The 16,797-nt window shown below is 72.4% G+C and carries 16 protein-coding genes; 9 read left to right on the top strand and 7 right to left on the bottom strand.

The annotated features are described in order from the left end of the window. The first annotated feature begins 67 nt into the window (after nucleotides 1–67). The gene (locus EI169_RS12620) at nucleotides 68–394 is read left to right on the top strand and encodes a hypothetical protein (protein ID WP_125132648.1); all 327 of its coding nucleotides are present in this window, start codon (nucleotides 68–70) and stop codon (nucleotides 392–394) included. A 122-nt stretch (nucleotides 395–516) separates the two neighbouring features. Continuing rightward, nucleotides 517–1,110: a GNAT family protein gene (locus tag EI169_RS12625; protein ID WP_125132649.1), complete on the top strand. Its 594-nt coding sequence runs from the start codon at nucleotides 517–519 to the stop codon at nucleotides 1,108–1,110. A gap of 17 nt (nucleotides 1,111–1,127) precedes the next feature. On the opposite strand, the gene EI169_RS12630 is transcribed toward EI169_RS12625, so the two are convergent. After that, nucleotides 1,128–3,056 (bottom strand): PTS sugar transporter subunit IIA, encoded by a 1,929-nt coding sequence (locus tag EI169_RS12630; protein WP_125132650.1) that lies wholly within the window; start codon nucleotides 3,054–3,056, stop codon nucleotides 1,128–1,130. Nucleotides 3,057–3,244: 188 nt separating this feature from the next. Here EI169_RS12630 and EI169_RS12635 point away from each other — a divergent pair, with 188 nt between their 5' ends. The 7 genes from EI169_RS12635 to EI169_RS12665 all read left to right on the top strand — a co-directional run bounded on the left by EI169_RS12635 (nucleotide 3,245) and on the right by EI169_RS12665 (nucleotide 9,599). Beyond that, on the top strand, nucleotides 3,245–3,568 hold the full coding sequence (locus EI169_RS12635; RefSeq protein WP_125132651.1) for a PTS sugar transporter: 324 nt from the start codon (nucleotides 3,245–3,247) through the stop codon (nucleotides 3,566–3,568). A gap of 17 nt (nucleotides 3,569–3,585) precedes the next feature. Next, complete coding sequence (locus tag EI169_RS12640; protein ID WP_125132652.1) at nucleotides 3,586–3,861, top strand: HPr family phosphocarrier protein; 276 nt, start codon at nucleotides 3,586–3,588, stop codon at nucleotides 3,859–3,861. Between the two features lie 14 nt (nucleotides 3,862–3,875). Next, complete coding sequence (ptsP, locus tag EI169_RS12645) at nucleotides 3,876–5,570, top strand: phosphoenolpyruvate--protein phosphotransferase (protein WP_125132653.1); 1,695 nt, start codon at nucleotides 3,876–3,878, stop codon at nucleotides 5,568–5,570. Continuing rightward, complete coding sequence (locus EI169_RS12650; RefSeq protein WP_125132654.1) at nucleotides 5,567–7,153, top strand: PTS mannitol transporter subunit IICB; 1,587 nt, start codon at nucleotides 5,567–5,569, stop codon at nucleotides 7,151–7,153. Before ptsP ends, EI169_RS12650 begins: the two co-directional genes overlap by 4 nt. A 109-nt stretch (nucleotides 7,154–7,262) precedes the next feature. After that, nucleotides 7,263–7,700, top strand: coding sequence for a PTS sugar transporter subunit IIA (locus EI169_RS12655; protein ID WP_125132655.1), 438 nt, complete (start codon nucleotides 7,263–7,265; stop codon nucleotides 7,698–7,700). Next, a complete protein-coding gene (locus EI169_RS12660) occupies nucleotides 7,697–8,854 on the top strand; it encodes a mannitol-1-phosphate 5-dehydrogenase (protein WP_125132656.1) in 1,158 nt (385 codons plus the stop codon). The genes EI169_RS12655 and EI169_RS12660 overlap by 4 nt, the downstream gene beginning before the upstream one ends. A gap of 40 nt (nucleotides 8,855–8,894) precedes the next feature. Beyond that, entirely contained in the window at nucleotides 8,895–9,599 is a 705-nt protein-coding gene (locus EI169_RS12665) for an alpha/beta hydrolase (protein ID WP_125132657.1), read from the top strand. Nucleotides 9,600–9,704: 105 nt separating this feature from the next. On the opposite strand, the gene EI169_RS12670 is transcribed toward EI169_RS12665, so the two are convergent. From EI169_RS12670 to EI169_RS12695, 6 genes are read right to left on the bottom strand one after another with little or no spacing between them, the layout of a single operon-like run. Continuing rightward, on the bottom strand, nucleotides 9,705–10,826 hold the full coding sequence (locus tag EI169_RS12670) for an adenosine deaminase (RefSeq protein WP_125132658.1): 1,122 nt from the start codon (nucleotides 10,824–10,826) through the stop codon (nucleotides 9,705–9,707). Nucleotides 10,827–10,854: 28 nt separating this feature from the next. After that, nucleotides 10,855–12,171, bottom strand: a complete 1,317-nt coding sequence (locus EI169_RS12675) for a thymidine phosphorylase (protein ID WP_125132659.1) — start codon at nucleotides 12,169–12,171, stop codon at nucleotides 10,855–10,857. Beyond that, nucleotides 12,168–12,569: a cytidine deaminase gene (locus EI169_RS12680; protein ID WP_125132660.1), complete on the bottom strand. Its 402-nt coding sequence runs from the start codon at nucleotides 12,567–12,569 to the stop codon at nucleotides 12,168–12,170. Before EI169_RS12680 ends, EI169_RS12675 begins: the two co-directional genes overlap by 4 nt. A gap of 27 nt (nucleotides 12,570–12,596) precedes the next feature. After that, nucleotides 12,597–13,901, bottom strand: coding sequence for an ABC transporter permease (locus EI169_RS12685; protein ID WP_125132661.1), 1,305 nt, complete (start codon nucleotides 13,899–13,901; stop codon nucleotides 12,597–12,599). Beyond that, the gene (locus tag EI169_RS12690; protein ID WP_125132662.1) at nucleotides 13,898–15,268 is read right to left on the bottom strand and encodes an ABC transporter permease; all 1,371 of its coding nucleotides are present in this window, start codon (nucleotides 15,266–15,268) and stop codon (nucleotides 13,898–13,900) included. The genes EI169_RS12685 and EI169_RS12690 overlap by 4 nt, the downstream gene beginning before the upstream one ends. Further along, nucleotides 15,265–16,785 carry an ABC transporter ATP-binding protein gene (locus tag EI169_RS12695; RefSeq protein ID WP_125132663.1) on the bottom strand — a complete coding sequence of 507 codons (1,521 nt, stop codon included), beginning with the start codon at nucleotides 16,783–16,785 and terminating at the stop codon, nucleotides 15,265–15,267. The genes EI169_RS12690 and EI169_RS12695 overlap by 4 nt, the downstream gene beginning before the upstream one ends. Nucleotides 16,786–16,797: the final 12 nt, after the last annotated feature.

Genomic DNA, 16,797 nt, shown 5'->3' on the forward strand with positions numbered 1-16,797 from the left:
CGGGCGGCGCGCGTGCTGCGGGTTCGCGGACGGCCGGTCGCAGCTCCCCGGCGAGAGTGTGAGCCGGGTGCGCCTGCACCAGCTCGGCTTCGCGCCGCCGGACCTCCAGGTGCCGGTGGCCGCACCGCGAGGTCGGTGGTTCTGGATCGACTTCGGACTGCGCGACGTCTCGGCGTCGGGCGAGTTCGATGGCACGGGCAAGTACCGCGACGCCCTGCTTCGCGCAGGGCTCACACCGGAGGAGGTTCTCGAGAAGGAGAAGGAGCGGGAGGACTGGATCAGGGGGACGACCGGCCGACCGCTCGTGCGCTGGCGCTCCGCGCACATCTCCACCCCTCAGGCGCTCGCGGCACGGCTGGCCGCCTTCGGGGTCGCGCCGCCTTCCTCCCGCTGAGCGGGGTTCGGGGCGCACGCGCGCCGGTCGGGGCGCGCCCGGTCCGCCCCGACGCTGCATCCGCGCCCCAAAACGGCATCGGCGAACGAGAGCGCCGCCGGGGCGGCCGTAGGCTCGGGCGCATGCTGCTGACCGACGCCGTCCTCCTCGCGAACGCGCACGTGCGGCTGGAGCCGCTCGCCGAACGCCACACGCCCGGCATCGCCGCCGCCGCGCGCGGGCTCGAGCACGCGTGGTTCACGTCGGTGCCCGATCCGGATGCGGCGGCCGCCGACGTCGCGCAGCGCCTCGCGTGGCGCGACGAGGGTCACATGAACCCGTGGGCGATCGTGCGCGACGGCGATGTCGTCGGCGGGGAGGTCGTCGGCGAGACGACCTTCTGCAACGTCGACCAGGCGAACCGCCACGTCGAGATCGGCCACACGTGGCTCACGCCGGCCGCGCAGCGGACGGCGGTGAACACCGCGGCCAAGCTCCTCCTCCTCGCCCACGCGTTCGAGCAGTGCGACGCGATCGCGGTGGAGTTCCGCACGCACTGGCACAACCGCGCGTCGCGTGCGGCGATCGAGCGCCTGGGCGCGAAGCGCGACGGCGTGCTGCGCAACCACCGCATCGGGCCGGACGGGATCCTCCGCGACACGGTCGTGTACTCGATCCTGCCCGGCGAGTGGCCGGCGGTGCGCCGCGGACTCGAGGCGCGGCTCGCGCGCGGCTGACGCGGGACGGCGCGACGTCAGCCGTCGATGACGGCGGCGAGCTCGTCGAGGAAGCCGGCGAAGTCCGTGCCACGGCGGACGATCCGCTGCACGCTGTCGCGCTCGCTGAAGACCTCGACGAACTGCTCGAACACGGTCTGGAACGCCTCGCGGTCGGCCTCGGAGAAGGCGACGAGCGCGACGACCTGCACGCGCCCCTCGCCCCACGGGATCGACGGATCCGCGATGCCGATCGCGATGCGCGTGCGGGTCGCGGTCATCCCCATCGCGTGCGGCACGGCGAGGGCGTCGGTGAACGCCGTCGACGACAGCCGCTCGCGCTCGATCGTGCGCTCGATGTAGTCGTCGTCGATCACGCCCTGCGCCACGAGCATCCGCCCGAGGCGGCGGATGACGCCCTCCTCGCCGTCGTCGGCGCCGAGGCCCCGCACGAACGCGGAGGCGTCGAGGTAGCGGCCGAGCTCGGTGCGCAGCCGCGCGAGGCGCCGCGCGCGGCGGATGCGGGCCGCCGCCGACTGCACGCGGTCGACGTCGGCGTCGGTGAGGAACGGCTGGATGCGGACGATCCGGTCGCCCGGCAGCGGAGCGTCGATCGTGGTCAGCACGAGGTCGGAGTCGATCGCGTCCCACTCGGGGTCGACGCGCGTCTCGACGCCGACGACCTCGATCGCCTGCCCGAGCGAGCGGGCGACGCTCGAGCGCAGCAGCTCGTGCAGCTCGTAGTATCCCGGGCACACGATCGTCGCGGTGAGCAGCTGATCGGCGCGACGGCTGCGCTCGAGGCGACCGCCGACGTGCATCGCGATGTAGGCGATCTCGTCGTCGAGGATGGGGATGCCGAGGCTCTGCTGCAGGCCGCTCGCGATGTAGACCGCGACGTCGAAGATCATCGGATACGTCGATTTGAGCGAGCGCGTGAGGGGGTTCCGCGACCACGCCTGCTCGCGTGCGCGGTGCCGCAGGTTCTGCACGTGCAGGGCGAGGCGCAGCACGAAGTCCTCGTGTGCGATGTCGACGAGGAACTCGGATGCGGCGCGCTCGACGACCGCCCGCACCGCCGCCTCGACCTCGGGGTCGAGGCGCGCACGGGCGTCGTCGGCCGCCGGCGACCCCGGCGCGACCACGCGCGTGAGCACGAGGGTCGCCAGGTGCTGGAGGTCGCCCGCGCCCAGCCGCACGCCGAAGTGGGTGTCGGCGAGCTGCTCGACGAGCGCGGCGACATCGCGGTGCGCGTCGGAGGACTCGCCGGCTGCGCCGCCCTCGAGCGCGCGACGGCTCGCGGTGCGGTCGGCGGCGATCGCGATGTGCATCACGACGTCGCCGATGCCGTACTCGTTGACGAAGTACCCGCGCGCACCGAGCTCGCGGGCGAGGTCGGCCTTGAACGGCCCGAGCGCGCGCGCCCCCACCGAGTCGGCACCGAGGGTGCGCCGCAGGCCCTCGAGGTCGAACGATCCGGCGTCCATCTCGTCGTGGGCGAGGCGGCTGAGCAGCCGCCGCTGGGCCATCTCGGTGCCGCGCAGCCGCGCGGTCGCCGCAGAGCGCTCGAGCGTGAGCTCGGTGCCGCCGAGGAGGCTCCGCACGCGCGCGAGGTCGGCTTCCAGGGTCGCGGGGCTCACGTGCAGCTCCTCGGCCGTCGTGAACACGTCGATGCCGTCCGCGCGGTCCAGGAGCGCCCGCACGAGCGTGTGCAGGCGATCGCGCGGCGTGCCGCTCTCCGCGGGGCCCGCCGCTCGCAGCGCGGCCGCCGCATCCGCCCCGGCGCGATAGCCGAGCGGTCCCGACTCGACGACGGCGCCGGAGGGCACACGCGCATTCAGCGCCGTGACGTAGGAGCGGATGCTGCGGGGCGTGACGCCGAGCAGGTCGGCGAGGGAGGCCGCTGTGGCCCACTCGCCGTCGCGCAGCAGCAGCGTGAGCAGCCGATCCTGACGCGCGCGGGTCACGGGCGCACCGGTCCGGATGCGGCGCAGGGGCGCCAGGGCGTGGTCACGAGAATCCTCCGCGGCCGATCGTCGGGCCGCCTCCCCATTCCACCATGCGCGGGCGGGCGCGGGCTTCCGGGGGGTGGGAAACGAACGTGGTTGTCGGCTCCCAGCGTTCTCACAAGAATGGCGAGGAAGGAGGCGGGTCGATGAGGATCCTCGTGGTCTGCGGCGCGGGTGCGTCGAGCACTTTCGTCGCACAGCGCGTACGTCGCGCGGCTCACGAACGCGGTCTCCCGTACGCCGCGGTCGCCGGAACGCTGTCGTCCCTCGAGGTCGACCTGGATTCGGCCGACCTGCTGCTGATCGGCCCCCACCTGGCCGGGCAGCGCGAGCGGATCGCACGGATCGCCGCGTCGCACGGGGTCGCGGTGACCGTCCTGCCCGAGGACGTCTTCAGCGACCTGAGCGGCGAGCGCACGCTCGCCCTCGTCACCTCCGCCCGCCAGCCCACGCCCGAGTTCGACGCGTAGCCCGAGAAAGCAGGATCATGCCCCCGCTCACCCGCACCGTGAGGATCGGCTCCTCCCACGGCCTCCACGCTCGGCCCGCGAAGCTGTTCGCGCAGGCGGCGAAGGAGTCCGGACTGCCCGTGACGATCGCCAAGGACGCCGGCGCGCCGGTGAACGCCGCGAGCATCCTCGCGGTGATCTCCCTCGCGATCGAGCAGGGCGACTACGTGACGCTCACCGCCGACGGCGACGGCGCCGAGGCGACGCTCGACACGCTCGCCGAGCTGCTGACGACCGACCACGACGCCGAGTGAAGGAGAACGGGCACATGACGGAACTGCGCGGAGTCGGCATCGGTCTGGGCGTGGCCCAGGGCCCGGTGGCCCGCATGGCGGAGCCGCTGCCCGCCCCGAGCGACGCCCCCAGCACGGCGACACCGGAGGAGGAGACCGCGCGCGTGCGCGAGGCGGTGGCCGCGGTCGCGCGCGAGCTCGAGGAGCGCGGCGCGCAGGCCGGCGGGGCCGCGCGCGACGTGCTGGAGGCGCAGGCGATGATGGCCGAGGACCCGACCCTCGAGGCCGAGGTCGACACGCGCCTGAAGGCCGGCAAGACCGGCGAGTGGGCCGTCTTCGACGCGTTCGCGTCGTTCCGCGATCAGCTCACGGCGCTCGGCGGCTACCTCGGCGAGCGCGCCGCCGACCTCGACGACGTCGCCCAGCGCGTGATCGCGCGACTGCGCGGGGTGCCCGCGCCGGGCGTCCCCGACCCCGGCCACCCGTTCGTGCTCGTGGCGAAGGATCTCGCGCCGGCCGACACCGCCCTGCTCGATCTCGATAAGGTGCTCGCGCTCGTCACGACCGAGGGCGGCCCCACGTCCCACACCGCGATCCTCGCGCGCGAGAAGTCGATCGTGGCGGTCGTCGGCGCCGCCGGCGCGAAGGGCCTGCGCGACGGCGACGCCGTCATCGTCGACGCGGCGGCGGGCGTCGTCACGATCGACCCGAGCGCCGACGAGCTCGAGCGCGCCGCGCGGCGCGCCGCCGACCGCGAGGCCGCCGCATCCGCTCCCCTCACCCCGGGTGCGCTGGCCGACGGCACGCCGGTGCCGCTTCTGGCGAACCTGGGCAAGCCCGAGGGCGCCGAAGAGGCCGTCGCGCTCGGCGCGGAGGGCGTCGGCCTGTTCCGCACCGAGTTCCTCTTCCTCAGCTCCCACTCCGCGCCGACGGTCGCCGAGCAGCGCGAGGCCTATACGAAGCTGCTCGCCGCCTTCCCCGGCAAGAAGGTCGTCGTGCGCGTGCTCGACGCCGGCGCCGACAAGCCGCTGCCGTTCCTCAACGACGCGCACGAGGAGAACCCGGCGCTGGGCCTGCGGGGCTTGCGCGCCCTGCGCGCGAGCGAGGACATCCTCCGCGAGCAGCTGACCGCGCTGGCGGAGGCGGATGCGGCGACGCGGGCGACGCCCGAGGGCCCCGCCGACCTGTGGGTCATGGCGCCGATGGTCTCCACCGTGGAGGAGACGGAGTACTTCGTCGCCCTCGCCAAGGAGTACGGCATCCGCACCGCGGGCGTCATGGTCGAGGTGCCCTCGTCCGCCCTGCTGGCCGACCGGATCCTCGCCCACGCCGACTTCGCCTCGATCGGCACGAACGACCTCACCCAGTACACGCTCGCGGCCGACCGCCTGCTCGGCTCCGTCGCGTCGTTCCAGGACCCGTGGCATCCGGCCGTGCTGCGCCTCGTGCGCGAGGTCGGCGCCGCCGGCGGCGCGCTGGGCAAGCCGGTCGGCATCTGCGGCGAGGCCGCCGCCGACCCGCTGCTCGCGGTCGTGCTCGTCGGCCTCGGCGCGACGAGCCTGTCGATGGCCCCCACGGCGCTCGCCGACGTGCGCGCCACCCTCCTCTCCCACACTCTCGACGATGCCCGACGCATCGCCGAGGCCGCCCTGGCCGCCGATGACGCGGCCTCCGCCCGCGAGGCGGCGACAGCCGCCGCGCTTGCCTCACAGAAAGTGACACAGCCATGACAACGATGTCCTCCGCCCCGGCGGGTACGCAGAGAGGGGCCCGCGTCGCCGTCCAGCGATTCGGCACGTTCCTCTCGGGCATGGTGATGCCCAACATCGCGGCCTTCATCGCCTGGGGTCTCATCACCGCCCTGTTCATCCCCACCGGATGGCTCGGCTCGGAGTCGCCCGTCGCCGCTTGGCGCTGGGCCGACTCTTACATCCTCGGCGGCGGCACGAGCCCCGATGGCACGGTGTATCCGGGCCTCGTCGGCCCGATCATCACGTACCTCCTGCCGATCCTCATCGCGTTCACGGGCGGCCGCATGGTCTTCGGCCACCGCGGCGGCGTCGTGGGAGCCGTGGCGGCGATGGGCGTCATCGTCGGCGCGAACGGCACGATCATGTTCCTCGGCGCGATGATCGCGGGCCCGCTCACGGCGCTGGCCCTGAAGTCGATCGAGCGGCTGTGGGCCGGCAAGATCAAGCCGGGCTTCGAGATGCTGGTCGACAACTTCTCGGCCGGTTTCGTGGCCTTCTTCGCAGCGCTCGCGGCCTTCTTCTTCCTCGCACCGATCATGAAGTTCGTGACCGATGTGCTCGGCGGGGCGGTCGGCTGGCTCGTCGACAACGGCCTGCTCCCGCTGGCGAGCATCATCGTCGAACCCGCGAAAGTGCTGTTCCTGAACAACGCGATCAACCACGGCGTGTTCACGCCGCTCGGAACTCAGCAGGTCGTGGAGCAGGGCCGCAGCCTCCTCTTCCTCGTCGAGGCCAACCCCGGCCCCGGCGCCGGCCTGCTGCTCGCGATCACGGTGTTCGGCGTGGGTGCTGCTCGTGCGACCGCGCCCGGCGCGTTCGTCATCCAGTTCCTCGGCGGCATCCACGAGGTGTACTTCCCGTATGTCCTGGCCAAGCCGATCCTGATCCTCGGCCTCATCGCCGGCGGCGCGACGGGCGTGCTGACCAACGTGATCTTCCAGTCGGGCCTCGTCGCGCCCGCCTCTCCGGGCTCGATCTTCGCGGTGCTCATCCAGACCGCGCCGGGAAGCTACATCGGCGTGATCCTGTCGGTCGTCCTCGCCGCGGCGGTGACGTTCCTCGTCACGATGCTGCTGCTGCTGGCCTCGCGCAAGCGCGACCTGCGCGCCGAGGAGGAGAACGGCGACCCGCTGGCCGCCGCGATCGCGCAGACCGAGCTCAACAAGGGCAAGAGCTCGTCGGCGCTGGCCGGCATGGCCGCCGCCGCCGGGGGCGCGACCGCGGCCTCCGCCGGTGCGCCCGCCGCTGCGGTGTCGACCGCCCAGAAGGAGATCCGCAACATCGTGTTCGCGTGCGACGCGGGCATGGGATCGTCGGCGATGGGCGCGAGCGTGCTGCGCAACAAGATCAAGAAGGCGGGCATCGAGGACGTCACGGTCGTCAACAAGGCGATCGCGAACCTCGACGACTCGGCCGATCTGGTCATCACGCAGAACCAGCTCACCGATCGTGCCCGCCGGCAGTCCCCCGACGCAGTGCACGTGTCGGTGGACAACTTCATGAACTCGCCGAAGTACGACGAGGTCGTGGAGATGGTCCGCGACCAGCACACGCAGAACTGACATCAACCGCCGCGGGGCCGGGCCGGCGTGATGCCCCCGGCCCCGCGGCCTTTCCGTCCGGCGGCGCGTTTGCCAGGCTGGACATGAGCTTCACGAGAAAGGCGAGAACATGGCACGCGAGGTCCTCAGCATCGATCAGGTGCGCATCCACCCCGGCGGCGCGACGCGCGAAGAGGCGATGAAGGAGGCCGCCGACATCCTCGCGGCCGCCGGCGCCGTCACGGGCGCGTACTTCGACGCCATGCAGCAGCGCGAGGAGACCGTGTCGACCTACATGGGCAACGAGCTCGCGATCCCGCATGGCACGAACGAGACCAAGGAGACCATCCTCGAGTCGGGGCTGTCGGTCGTGCGCTACGACGGCGGCGTGGATTGGGGCGGCGAGCCCGTGACGTTCGTGATCGGCATCGCCGGCAAGGGCGACGAGCACCTCGAGATCCTGTCGCAGATCGCGATCCTGTTCTCCGATGAGGACGAGGTCGCGCGCCTCAAGGCCGCGCAGAGCCCCGAGGAGCTGTACGCGGCGCTCTCCACGGTCAACTCGTGAGCACCGCCGTCCACTTCGGCGCCGGCAACATCGGCCGCGGCTTCGTCGGGCTGCTGCTGCACCAGGGCGGGTACGAGATCGTGTTCTCCGACGTGGCGGCGCCCCTCGTCGACGCGATCAACGCCGCCCGCGAATACACCGTCCACGAGGTCGGCGAGGGCGGCGTCGACACCGTCGTCACCGGCTTCCGCGCGATCAACAGCGCGACCGACCCCGACGAGCTGATCGCGGCCATCGCGACAGCCGACGTCGTGACGACCGCCGTCGGCCCGACCGTGCTGCGTTTCGTGGCGCCGCACATCGTGGCGGGCCTCGGCCTGCGCGACCCCGCCGCCGCCCCGCTGCAGGTGATGGCGTGCGAGAACGCGATCAACGCGACCGACCTCCTCCGCGACGAGATGGCCGCCGCCGCGGGCGACGGCTGGGACGCCGTCTCCGGACGCGCGGTGTTCGCCAACACCGCGGTCGACCGCATCGTTCCGGCGCAGGACGCGGGCGGCGGCATCGACGTGACCGTCGAGCCGTTCTTCGAGTGGGCGATCGAGCGCGGCCCCTTCGGCGACACCCCACCCACGATCCCCGGCGCGCACTTCGTCGACGATCTGACGCCGTACATCGAGCGCAAGCTCTTCACGGTCAACACCGGTCACGCCACGACCGCGTACTTCGGAGCGGAAGCGGGCATCGAGCGGATCTCCGACGCCCTCGCCGACGCCGAGATCCGTCGGCGGGTCGAGGCGGCCCTCGAGGAGACGTCAGAGCTGCTGATCGTCACGCACGAGCTCGACGCCGCCACGCAGCACGAGTACCGCCGGACGATCCTCCGCCGCTTCCGCAACCCGGCGCTCCCCGACACGGTGTGGCGCGTGGGCCGGCAGCCGCTGCGCAAGCTCTCCCGTCACGAGCGGTTCGTCGGACCCGCGGCCGAGGCGATCGAGCGCGGCCTCCCGGTCGACGCCCTCGTCGCGGCGATGGGCGCGGCGCTGCGCTTCGACGACCAGGAGGACGCGCAGGCGGTCGACCTCCAGCGGATGCTGCGCGAGCAGAGCGCGGCCGAGTTCACCGCCGCCGTGACCGGCCTCGAACCGGAGCACCCGCTGTTCGCGCGGGTCGAGCGGATCGTCGCCGAGCGCCAGGCCGAGCTGGCAGCGTGAGCGGGCGGCGGCGCCCCCGCCGCATCCGGCGCGCCCTCGCATGGGTGCTCGGGGGCTCGGCGCCCTCGTCGTCGCGGGTGTCGTGGGGATCGTGGTGTGGAGCCAGGTGGGCGTCATGAGCGCCGAGCCCGGCCCGTGGCAGGCGGTGCGCGACGACCCCGCGATCCGCGTGAGCGACGAGGGGTCGGGCATCGTGCTCGCACCGGCCGACGGCGGGTCGGGCGCGGGGCTCGTCTTCCTCCCGGGCGCGAAGGTCGAGGCGGCCGCCTACGCCGCGAAGCTCTCGGGCGCCGTGGCCGACGACGGGCTGACGGTCGTCATCGCCAAGCCGTGGCTGAACCTCGCGTTCTTCGACCCCCGTCCGCTCTCGACGTTCACCGACCTCGCGCCGGACGTCACGCGGTGGGCGGTCGGCGGCCACTCCCTCGGCGGGGTGCGCGCCTGCCAGCTGGCGACGGATGCCGACGCCCTCGTGCTGTTCGCGTCGTACTGCGCGAACGACGTGACCTCGAGCGGCGTGCCGGTCCTGAGCATCTCCGGGAGCGAGGACGGCCTCTCCACGCCGCAGAAGATCGCCGCCGCGAAGTCGGAGCTGCCGGCCGACGCCCGCTTCGTGGAGATCTCCGGCGCGTCCCACGCCTCGTTCGGCGACTACGGTCCGCAGGCCGGCGACGGCACGCCGACCATCTCCGACGCCGAGATGACCGCGGACCTCACCGCCGCCCTCGCCGACCTGTTCGGCTGACGTGCCCGCGACGCCCGCGTGGCAGCCGCTGACGCTTCCGGCGCGACGCAGCGGCACGAACCGCCCCGCGAACCGCGCTGCGCCCGCGTGCGGCGCGGGGCGGGGTCAGCGGCGGCGCGCGAAGCCGTCGGAGATGACGTCGATGAGCTCCTCGCGCTCCTCGACCGGGAGGAACGCGCCGGCCGCGGCGTTCAGCTGGAACGCCTCGAGGTCGTCGAGACCGTACTCGAACGTCTCGGCCAGCAGCGCGAGCTCGCGCGTGAGCGACGTGTGGCTCATCGTGCGGTTGTCGACGTTCACGGTGACCGAGAAGCCCAGCTGGTAGAGCAGATCGAACGGGTGATCCTCCATCGCGGTGCCCCATGCGGCGATCGCGCCGGTCTGCAGGTTCGACGACGGCGAGAGCTCGAGGGCGATCTCGCGGTCGCGCACCCACCTCGCGAGCGGGCCGAGGTGCACGCGCACCTCGTCGCCCTCGCGTGCCACGACCTCGAGATCCTCCGCGAGGCGCACGCCGTGGCCGAGGCGGAGCGCCCGCCCGTCCAGCACGGCCGAGCGGATGCTCTCGAGCCCCGCGGCCTCGCCCGCATGCACGGTCACGGGGAGGAACTCGCCCGCGAGGTAGTCGAACGCCTCGCGGTGCCGGGCGGGCAGGAAGCCGTCCTCGGGGCCCGCGATGTCGAAGCCGACCACGCCGCGGTCGCGCCACGCGACCGCGAGACGCGCGATCTCGAGCGAACGGTCGGCGTGGCGGAGCGCCGTCACGAGCTGGCCGACGCGGATGTCGCGCCCGGCGTCCTGCGCGGCGTCCTCGCCCTCCTCGATTCCGTCCTGGACGGCTTCCACAACTTCGTCGAGGCTCAAGCCGCCCCGCTGGTGCTGCTCGGGGGCCCAGCGCACCTCGCCGTACACGACGCCGTCGGCGGCGAGGTCCTCGACGAACTCGCGCGCGACCCGCGTGAGCGCCTCACGCGTCTGCAGCACCGACACACCCAGCTCGAACGTCTTGAGGTAGTCCACGAGCGAGCCGGAGTCGGCGTTCTCGGCGTACCAGTCGGCGAGCGCGTCGGCGTCGTCCTCGGGCGCGTCGACGCCGAACTCGTCGGCGAGGTCGAGCACGGTCTCGGGGCGCAGGCCCCCGTCGAGGTGGTCGTGCAGCGACACCTTCGGGAGGGAGCGCAGCGAGCGGCCCTGGATGCGGACGTCGCCGTCGGAGTCGATGGCCATGCGTTCTCCCGTTCGGGTGGGGTGGTGGTCAGGCGGTGATGCGCTCGCGCACGAGCGGGGCGGATGCCGGCGCCTCGGCGCCGATCTCCCACGCACCCTCGATCGCGTCCAGAGCGCGGGGGAACCGCGCTCCATCGTCGGCCAGCAGGGTGAACAGCGGCTGACCGGCCGCGACGCGGTCGCCGGGCTTGACGTGCAGGTCGATGCCCGCGGCATGCACGACGGCGTCCTCGGCGCGCGCGCGACCGGCGCCCAGACGCCACGCGGCGATGCCGAAGGGGAGCGCGTCGATGCGCATCACGACGCCGTCGCGGTCTGCCGTGACCGTCTCGGTCTCGCGCGGCTGCGGGAGCGCCGCATCCGGGTCGCCGTCCTGTGCGCGGATCATGCGGCGCCACACGTCCATCGCGCGCCCGTCGGCGAGCGCGGCCTCGACGTCGGCGTCGGGCCGACCGGCGAGGGTCAGCATCTCGCGGGCGAGCGCGACGGTGAGCTCCACGACGTCGGCGGGGCCGCCGCCGGCGAGCACCTCGACCGACTCGCGCACCTCGTTGGCGTTGCCGATCGCCAGGCCCAGGGGCGTGTTCATGTCGGTGAGGAGAGCGGTGGTCGCCACGCCCGAGTCGGTGCCGAGCGCGACCATCGTCTCGGCGAGCTCCCGGGCGCGGTCGATGTCCTGCATGAACGCGCCCGAGCCGAACTTCACGTCCAGCACGAGCGAGTCGGTGCCCTCGGCGATCTTCTTGGACATGATGCTCGAGGCGATGAGCGGGATGGCCTCGACGGTGCCGGTCACGTCCCGCAGCGCGTAGAGCTTCTTGTCGGCCGGCGCGAGGCCCGAGCCCGCCGCGCAGATGACGGCGCCCACCTCGGCGAGCTGCGCGAGCATCTCGTCGTTGGAGAGGGCGGCGCGCCACCCGGGAATCGACTCGAGCTTGTCGAGCGTTCCGCCGGTGTGCCCGAGACCGCGGCCCGACAGCTGCGGCACCGCGACGCCGAAGGCGGCGACGAGGGGCGCGAGCGGCAGCGTGATCTTGTCGCCCACTCCCCCGGTCGAGTGCTTGTCGACCGTCGGCTTGCCGAGGGCGGAGAAGTCCATACGCTCGCCCGACGCGATCATCGCGTCGGTGAGGGTGCGGATGCTGCCGCGGTCGAGACCGTTCAGGAGGACCGCCATCGTGAACGCCGACATCTGGGCGTCGGCGACGTAGCCGCGCGTGTAGGCGTCCACGAGCCATCGCAGCTCCGCCTCGCCGACCGGGCGTCGGTCGCGGACGGCGCGGATGAGGTCGACGGCGTCGTACGGCTCGACGTCCACCCGTCCCTGAGCCTGTCGAAGGGTCATCGGCCGGCATCCTCGAGGTCGCGCGGGCCGAACGCGTCGGGGAGCACCTCGTCGATCGTGCGGATGCCCGACACCGTCTCGAGCAGCATCCCGGGGATCGCGTGCTCGAACAGCAGCTGGCGGCACCGGCCGCACGGCATGAGCGTGCGGCCGGTGCCGTCCACGCACACGAAGGCGACGAGCTGCCCGCCGCCGGACATGTGCAGCTCCGACACGAGCCCGCACTCGGCGCACAGCGTCACGCCGTACGAGGCGTTCTCGACGTTGCAGCCGGCGACGATCCTGCCGTCGCTCACGAGCGCGGCCGCGCCCACCTTGAACCGCGAGTACGGCGCGTACGCGCGGTGCATGGCGTCGGTGGCGGTGGAACGCAGCAGGTCCCAGTCGATGTCGGTCAACTCACTCCTTCGGTGCGGATGCGGGGGTCAGCCCTTGATGTACGGCTTGCCCGCCGCGGCCGGGCCGCGGGAGACGCCCACGAGACCGGCGACGGCGAAGATCGTCACGACGTACGGCAGCATGAGCAGGAACTCGCTCGGAATGGGCGAGCCGATCGCGCCCAGCGTGTTGCGCAGGTTCGACGTGAAGCCGAACAGCAGCGCCGCGAGCGTCGCACGGATCGGGTCCCAGCCGCCGAAGATCACGGCCGCGAGCGCGATGTATCCGGCCCCCGCCGTCATGTCCTGGTTGAACGCGCCCACCGAGCCCACCGTGAAGAACGACCCGCCGAGGCCGGCGATCGCGCCGCCGAGGGAGACGTTCCAGAAGCGGGTGCGCGGGATGTTGATGCCGACCGTGTCGGCGGCCTCCGGATGCTCGCCGACCGCGCGCAGGCGCAGCCCCCATCGCGTGTGGAACAGGCCGATGTAGACCGCCGCGACGACCACGTAGACGAGGTAGACCACGATGGTCTGACGGAAGAGCATCGGCCCGATGAGCGGGATCTCGCTGAGCCCCGGGATCGGCAGCACATCCAGGCGCGGCGGCGAGTTGAGGGCCGCCTTGTTGGGTGCCAGCAGCTGCGAGAACAGGAAGCTCGTGAGCCCGACGACGAGGACGTTCAGCACCACCCCGACGATCACCTGGTCGACGAGGTACTTGATGGCGAAGGCGGCGAGCACGAAGGAGACGAGCACACCCGCCACGGCGGCCGCGAGCATCCCGACGATCGGCTGACCCGTGATCGTGGCGACGACGGCGGCGGTGAAGGCGCCGGCGAGGAGCTGGCCCTCGATCGCGATGTTCACGACGCCGACGCGCTCGCTGATGACGCCGGCCATCGCGCCGTAGATGAGCGGCACGGCGAGACTGAAGCCGCCCGCGACGAGACCGAACAGCGGGATCGCGTTGCTCGTCGTGCCGCCGGCGGCGGCCCAGCCGAGGAACCCGACGACGAACACGATCGCGAAGACCACGGTCAGCCACAGCGGAACGCGCCGCCGGGCGCGCACCAGCAGGGCGGCGACGACGGTCGCGGCCGCCAGCAGCACGACCGAGACGACGCCGCCGACGAAGCCGTTGAACGCGAGCTCGGGCACCTGGATGGCGCTGTCGGGCGTCGAGATGCGGAAGACCGCCTCGGCATGGTTGCCGGCGACGATGAAGAGGACGATCGCGAGGAGGGTGACGACCGCGTAGACGATCGGCACCTTCCAGCTGACCACGACGGTCGTGGCCGGCGCGTCGGGCGCCGTGGTCACGGCCGTGGACTGCGGCGACGGGGCGGTCATGATGCGGCCACCTCCTCCGTGCGGACGCGACGGGCTCTGCGCGGGCGGCTCCCGGGGGCCGGCAGCCGGAACACGGCGCGCACGAGCGGCGGCGCCGCGATGAACAGCACGATGAGCGACTGCACGACGAGGACGATGTCCACCGGCACGCCCTCGGCGGCCTGCATCGAGAACCCGCCGGCCTTGAAGGCGCCGAAGAGGATGCCGGCGATCAGGACGCCGACCGGCGTCGATCGGCCGAGGAGCGCCACCGTGATCGCGTCGAAGCCGATGCCCGCATCGATGCCGCTGGAGAACCCGGTCGTGACGGTGCCGAGCACTTGGTCGACGCCGGCGAGCCCCACGAGCGCGCCGGACAGGAGCATCGCGTAGACGTACATCGCCTTGACGTTGATGCCCGCGACCCGGGCCGCATGCGGATTGATGCCGACCGCGCGGAAGCGGTATCCGAGCGCGGAGCGCTCGAGGATCCACCACACCACGACGACGCCGATGAGCGAGAGCACGAAGCCGAAGTGGAGGCTGTAGCCCGGGCCGAACAGGTCGGGGAAGACCGCCGTGGGCTTCATCGCCGGGGTGGTGGGGTTGTTGGACCCCGGCGCCTGCAGCAGCCCCGGCGTCTTCAGCATCCACGTCACCAGGTACAGCGCGACGTAGTTGAGCATGATCGTGACGATCACCTCGTGCGCGCCGGTGCGGGCCTTCAGCACGCCCGCGATCCCCGCCCATGCGGCGCCGGCGACCATGCCGGCGAGGACGGCGACGATCATGTGCAGCCCCCACGGCAGGTCGACGCCGAAGCCCACCCAGCCCGCGGCGGCGGCCGCGACGAGCATCTGGCCGCGACCGCCGATGTTGAACAGGCCGACGCGGAACGCGAGGGCGACGCCCAGGCCCGCCGCGATGAGCGGCGTGGCGAAGGTCAGGGTCTCGGTGAGGGGTCGGATGCCGGTGAGGAACTCCGGGCGGCGGAAGTTGTAGATCGCGCCCTGGAAGAGCGCCGCATAGGCGCCCGACACCGACTGCCAGATGGCGGCGAACGTGTCGCCGGGCCGCGCGAAGAAGTAGCCGGCAGCGGTCTGCACGCGCGCGTCGGTCGCGGCGATCATGATCGCGCCGATCACGAGCGCGATGACGACGGCGAGCACGGAGATGATCGCGTTGCCGGTGGCGATCTCGCGCAGCGCACGCTGCCAGCGCCCCTCGGCCGGAGCCTCGGGCGCGGGCAGCACGCGCGCGCCGGCAGCCGGGTCGACCGGCGCCGGCTGCTCGAGCGCGACGTCGACGTCGGTCGCCGCCTGCAGGCGTGCGGCCTCGTCGGCGTGCGCGGATGCGGGGTCGTGGGGGCTGTAGCGGTCGTCGCTCATGCCGCGGCTCCTCGGGTCTCCGGCGTCTCGCCGGCCATCATGAGGCCGAGCACATCGCGCGACGTGTCGCCCGGCACGATGCCGACGACGCGCCCGCGGTACATGACCATGATGCGATCGGCGAGCGCGGTCACCTCGTCGAGCTCCGTGGAGACGACGATGACCGGCACGCCGGCGTCGCGCGTCTCGATGACGCGCTTGTGGATGAATTCGATCGACCCGACGTCGACGCCGCGGGTGGGCTGGGCGGCGACGAACAGGCGCAGGTCGCGGCTGAGCTCGCGCGCGAGCACGACCTTCTGCTGGTTGCCGCCGGAGAGCCGCCCGACCTTCGTCTCGATCGAGGGCGTGCGCACGTCGTACTCGGCGACCTTCGCGCGCGCGAAGTCCGCGAGCGTCTGCAGCTGCAGCGCCCCGCCCTTGACGAAGGGCGCCGAGTCGGAGCGGTCGAGCATGAGGTTCTCGGCGATCGTGAACTCGCCGACCAGGCCGTCCTCCTTGCGGTCCTCCGGCACGAAGCCGACCCCCGCGTCGAGGATGCGCTTGACGCTCGCTCCCTGCAGCTCGACGCCGTCGAGGACGATCGAGCCGGTCACGCGCTCCTGCAGACCCAGGAGCGCCTCGGTGAGCTCGGTCTGGCCATTGCCCTGCACGCCGGCGATGGCGAGCACCTCGCCGCGGCGCACGTCGAACGACACGTCGTCGACGACGACGTGACCGACCGCGTCGACGACGCGCAGCCGGTCGACCTCGAGCGCGACGTCGCCGAGGGTGGGCGGCTCCTTCTGCACCGTCAGCTCGACCGCGCGCCCGACCATGAGCGACGCGAGCTCGGCGTTGGAGGCCGTGGGCGAGGCCTCGCCGACGACCTTGCCGAGCCGGATGACCGTGATGCGGTCGGCGACCTCGCGCACCTCGCGCAGCTTGTGGGTGATGAACACGATCGAGGTGCCCGACTCCTTGAGCTGGCGCATGATCGCCATGAGCTCGTCGGTCTCCTGCGGCGTGAGCACGGCGGTCGGCTCGTCGAACACGAGCACGCGGGCGTCGCGCGAGAGCGCCTTGATGATCTCGACGCGCTGCTGCACGCCGACGGGCAGGTCTTCCACGACCGCATCCGGGTCGACGTCGAAGCCGAAGCGGTCGGAGATCTCCTTGACGGTGGCTCGCGCGGCCTGCAGGTTCAGGCGGCCGCCGAAGGTCGTCGGCTCGTGGCCGAGCATGACGTTCTCGGCCACGGTGAAGACGGGGATGAGCATGAAGTGCTGGTGCACCATGCCGATGCCGGCACGCATGGCGTCGCCGGGTCCGGAGAAGTGCTGGACGACGTCGTCGAGCAGGATCTCACCGCCGTCGGCCTGGTACAGGCCGTAGAGGACGTTCATGAGGGTGGACTTACCGGCGCCGTTCTCACCCAGCAGACAGTGGATCTCACCGGCCTCGACAGTGAGGTCGATGTGGTCGTTCGCCACCAGAGAGCCGAACGTCTTCGTGATCCCGCGAAGTTCGAGCTTCATGGTTCTCGATCC

It is taken from the genome of Microbacterium sp. 10M-3C3 (assembly GCF_003931875.1).
Classification (GTDB): domain Bacteria; phylum Actinomycetota; class Actinomycetes; order Actinomycetales; family Microbacteriaceae; genus Microbacterium.